This is a genomic window from Kitasatospora sp. NPDC001225, from assembly GCF_053597855.1.
Genome location: NZ_JBSFJC010000273.1, coordinates 1 through 4,379, shown reverse-complemented (window position 1 = coordinate 4,379; position 4,379 = coordinate 1). Strand labels below are relative to the sequence as shown.

At 72.0% G+C, this 4,379-nt stretch carries 3 protein-coding genes and 2 pseudogenes; 2 read left to right on the top strand and 3 right to left on the bottom strand.

The genetic code is table 11. The features are described from left to right. Positions 1 to 457, top strand: a pseudogene (locus tag ACWDCZ_RS38965) (hypothetical protein); the annotation flags it as partial. Beyond that, positions 450 to 1,955: a hypothetical protein gene (locus ACWDCZ_RS38960; protein ID WP_449818429.1), complete on the top strand. Its 1,506-nt coding sequence runs from the start codon at positions 450 to 452 to the stop codon at positions 1,953 to 1,955. The pseudogene ACWDCZ_RS38965 and the gene ACWDCZ_RS38960, both read left to right, overlap by 8 nt. A gap of 329 nt (positions 1,956 to 2,284) precedes the next feature. On the opposite strand, the gene ACWDCZ_RS38955 is transcribed toward ACWDCZ_RS38960, so the two are convergent. The 3 genes and pseudogenes from ACWDCZ_RS38955 to ACWDCZ_RS38945 all read right to left on the bottom strand — a co-directional run. Next, positions 2,285 to 2,608 carry a hypothetical protein gene (locus ACWDCZ_RS38955; protein ID WP_387977056.1) on the bottom strand — a complete coding sequence of 108 codons (324 nt, stop codon included), beginning with the start codon at positions 2,606 to 2,608 and terminating at the stop codon, positions 2,285 to 2,287. Then, positions 2,605 to 3,678, bottom strand: a complete 1,074-nt coding sequence (locus ACWDCZ_RS38950) for a hypothetical protein (RefSeq protein ID WP_449818430.1) — start codon at positions 3,676 to 3,678, stop codon at positions 2,605 to 2,607. Before ACWDCZ_RS38950 ends, ACWDCZ_RS38955 begins: the two co-directional genes overlap by 4 nt. Further along, positions 3,612 to 4,379, bottom strand: a pseudogene (locus tag ACWDCZ_RS38945) (hypothetical protein); the annotation flags it as partial. The gene ACWDCZ_RS38950 and the pseudogene ACWDCZ_RS38945, both read right to left, overlap by 67 nt.

Sequence of the window (4,379 nt, the reverse complement as noted above, 5' to 3'; positions counted from 1 at the left end):
GCCGATGTACGTGATCGGCTGCACCATGACGGCGGGCGCCGCCGGCGGCGGCTGGTTCGTCATCCGGGACGGCAAGCCCAACCTGGTCGGCGCGTGTGGATGCACGGCTCCACCAAGACCGACCCCCGTTGGTGCCCCCTCGACGACTGGGCCCTGGCCGTCCTCACCACCCGCGCCCGCTTCGTCGCCGCCCGCCAGCTACGGCCCGCCGCCGTCCCCGCCGCGCGCCTGCGTCGCCCTCACCGACCTCCTGCACCGCACCGGCCTCGTCGGCGAGGCGGACGTCAAACCCGCCTCCATCACCACCCGCGCCGCCGTCGAGGCATTCGAAGCCTCGGGCCGCATCGAGGACGCCGCCCGCTGCCTGGGCCTGCGCTCCCTGGACCGCGCCGCCACCGTCATCCACCTCACCTGGCGCCCCGACCCCACCGACCGGGAGGAGGCAAGCGGTGCCTGACGACATCTTCGGCGACCCCCTACCGCCCGAGCAGCGCCCCGCCCGCAAACGCCAGCTCACCGACCGCGACCAGCGCACCCGCCTCCAGCGCATCGAGGACTGCCTCGACTACCCCATGATCTACGAGCTCGCCGAACACCTCCCCGCCCCGCACCAGGTCGGCTGCCCGCCCCAGTACCCGCCGCTCGTCTACCTCCTGCTCGCCTCCCTCATGCCCGTCACCGGCTCCAAACGCTCCGCCGCCGCCCACCTCTCAAGCGACCTGCTCTGGCGCCGCCTGCATACCGCCGTCCGCAGACACGCAGGGCGCCTCGCCGCCGCCCGCCTGCCCGACACCGCGCCCAGCCGCGGCCAGTACCTCTACGCCGAACACCACCTCCTCGCCCCCGCCACCGACCTCCTCACCGACGTCTTCGAGCACCACGCCGTCCGCCAGGCCCTCGCCCAGGGCCTCTTCCCGCCGACTGCCGTGCGCACGTGGGCCCGCCCCCAGCGCCGCCAGCTCATCGTCGGCGACGCCACCGTCCCCAAAGCCCCCTCCAAGGCCGAGCACCCCACCACCCTCGACCCCGCCACCGGCCGCCTTCTGCGTCACCGTGTGGACCCGGCCGCGCGTCTGTACTACGAGAACGGCGAGACCCGCCCCCGTCCGGCCCGCGGCACCAAGTGGTTCTTCGCCTCCGGCCGAGACGACGGCTACTGGCGCCGCGTCATCCTCACCTACGCCCACGTGGCCGGCGGCGCCTACGAGGACGAAGCCGCCGTCGCCGTCCGCTCCTTCACCACCCTCGCCACCCGCCTGCCCGGATGCATGGGCGTCGTCTACGACGGAGCCCTGCGCGGTGTCCACCGCGACACCCTCGCCCGCGCCGGCCTGCTCGCCATCAACAAACAGCACGGCTCAGTTCGCCCGATGGCCTACGAACTCCTGCGGTTCGGAGCCTGTCGCCACGACCTGTGGTGCGACCAGGGGCGCATCGCGGAGCGCCTTCTCCTGGACGACGGCACCAGCGTCCTGCGCCCGGTCCCCGTCACCCGCCTCGAACACCGACCAGGACGTACCAGGAGCCGCTGGTACCACCTGTTGGACATCCCCTGCCGGCGCGGCAACCACCCCCACCGCGTCCCCGTCGCCATCACCACCACACCCGCCGACCGCGCCGTGCGCGACACCGTCACCGGCCGCCGCGCCAGGAGCGACACCGAGCGTGGCTTCCACCGCGCCGAACACCTCCAGCAGATCCCCGAACCCACCCTCGCCCACCAGCACCTCTACCCCTGGCGCGCCGACTCCGAATCCGTCCACAACCAGTTCAACCAGAGCCTGTGGAACCAGCGGATGATCTCCTACGGCCTCGACCGCCAGAAGGTTTTCGTCCTCGCCTTCGCGCTCGCCCACAACGCCACCAGCCACCGGATCTTCCAGAACGACAGGATCCACAGCCGCGTGCCGTCCGGCGCCGGACACGGACCCGCCCCAGCCGGCCCCGGAACCTGACATCGCAACCGCTCCGGTTCGACGCACGGACCGAGGCCGCCGGGCACCCGGGCCCGGTCTTGCTGCGGCCTCCCCACACAGCCGCCGGTTCCGGTCCGGGCAGTGCCGGTCGCCTTGGTGAATGCCGGAACCGAGCGGTGTCCACCGGGCAGGAACGCTGCAGCGGGCGGGACGACAGGGGCAGCACGAGAGAGCGGGCCGCGGCCGCGGTGTGTCAGGCGGTCGTGGCCCGCGGCCGAAGATGCCGGCTCTCCGGGCCGTCGGCCGTACGTGCGGGCCGGCGGCAGCAGGCCCAGGGCACTGAGCGCTTGGTTCCGCCCGCTCCGCGTCTAGACGGGGGTGACGGTGAGGAGGAAGGTGGCCTTGCCCGGGCCGTCGGGGGTGGTGACGGTGATGGTGAACTCCCCGGGGGTGGGCCCGGCCTTGACTGTGGGGCTGGAAGCGATGGCGTCGCCGTCGGTGGTGGTGTCGTGAGTCAGGGTGTCGCCGGCGAAGACGGAGCCGGTGTTCGCGGGGGCGATGGCGAAGTGGATGCGGGCGCCCGTGACGTTGCTGCCGCCCTGGTCGCGGGCCTTGACAGTGGGAATCTGGTCGAAGTCGGTGCTCGCCTTGGCCTCGAAGTTGTCGCCGACGGTGGAGCTGATGGCCGTCACCGTGTGGACGGGGGTTCCGGTGACGGCGCCGGACAGGGTGACGGGGGTGTGCTCGCCGATGGTGGCGGAGCCGTCGGTCCGGGTGCCGGGGAGGCGGTGGCCTCGGCGCGCATCGGCAGGGTGTAGGTCGGAGGACTCCGGTCGCTGGTAGCGGTGTTCACGTGGGGGTTGCCCTTGGCGACGAGCGTCCTGCCCTGGTTCTCGATCGTGTGGTCCAGGTGCCCGGTGTTCCCGCCGGGGTAGGCCCAGATGGGCGCATTGGTGAAGACGAAGCCCGTGGGTGCCTTGAACGTTTGGGTGATCACCCCCGGGTTGACCCGCACGGTGGGGGACGCGCTCAGCTGGAGCTGGATCGCGGTGCCCTTGCCGGGCGCGGCGCCGGCCGCCACGGTCTGGGTGATGGTTAGGGCGCTCTCGTCCTGGGCCTCTGGTTCGGCTTTGACGATGGTGACCGGCAGTTCCACGGTGTTGTCGGACGGCTTGGTCTCGTGTGCGTAGGTGACGGCGGCCGTGGCGGTGTAGGTGCCGGGCTCGGTGGTGTTGGGGGCGTGGACCTTGAAGGTGCGGTCCAGGCTGTCGACGTCGGGACGCAGTTCCATGCCGGGGAAGGTGCGGGTGCAGGTGTGCTGGATGCATCCGCCGTCACCGACCAGCCCCTGCGACAGGGTCAGCGTCACGCTCACCTGCTCGCCCTTGACCGTCGCCGGGCCCCGGTTCCTCACCCGGACGCCCAGGTCGAAGGGCACCCCTGCTGTTGCGCGGCCGTCGGGAAGACGCCCTCCGGCATACAGGTCCACGTCCTCGGGCGACGCAGGCCGTACCCCGGTCGCCTCGGCCACCATCTGCACCCGATGGTTCAAGTAGTCGGCGATGTACAGGTTGCCGCTCGGGTCCAGCCCGACACCACAGGGATAGTGGAGCCAAGCCGAGGTGGCGGGCCCGCCGTCGCCGAAGAAGCCCGCGGTTCCGCCGCCGGCCAGGGTGAAGATGGTTCCATCGGCGGTCACCTTCCGCACCCGCTGGTTCCCGTTGTCGCCGATGTACAGGGCTCCCGCACTGTCGACGGCCAGCCCCGTGGGGGAGTCGAGCCGCCGGTGCCCGCCACGGTGGTGATCCTCCCGTCCGCACCGATCCTGCGGACACGGTGCCCGAACGACGAGGTGAGGTAGACGACACCCGAGGCATCAACCGCCACGACGGCGGCACCGTCCAGGTCGGCCTCGATGGCCGGCACGCCGTCGTCGGCAGAGCTTCCTCCTCCCGCGATCCTGGTGATCGTCCCGCCGTCCGGGGAGACCTTCCACAGCAGATAGTCAGCGGCGAGATTGTATGCCGTGATGTAGATGCTGCCGGCGGCGCCTTCTGCGATCCCGGCGGGCTCCCCGATGTACGTGTCCAGCGGCGTGCCGTCACCGGCCTTCTTGTTCTCCGTGCCAGCGACGGTGGTGATGACGCCAGCCTCGTCGACCTTCCGTACCCGCAGTGCGCGAAGTCGCAGATCAGCAGCCCGCCCCCGGTACGCACGACGCGCCCGGGTGAAGCCAGCGACGCCGCCACTGCCGCTCCGCCGCCACCGTAGGGCGGGGTCCGCGTCCGGGTCCCCCGCTCCGGTGACGGTGGTGATGACACCGGCCGCGTCGACATGGTTCAACCGACGCAATGCGGCCGGTCGAACCGACAGTATGTCGCCCCGGTCGACCGCGCGGCCGTCCGTGCCACCCCAGCGGCCGCCCCGGCCCAGATCCCGGCCACCCCGGCCACCGACGAGGCC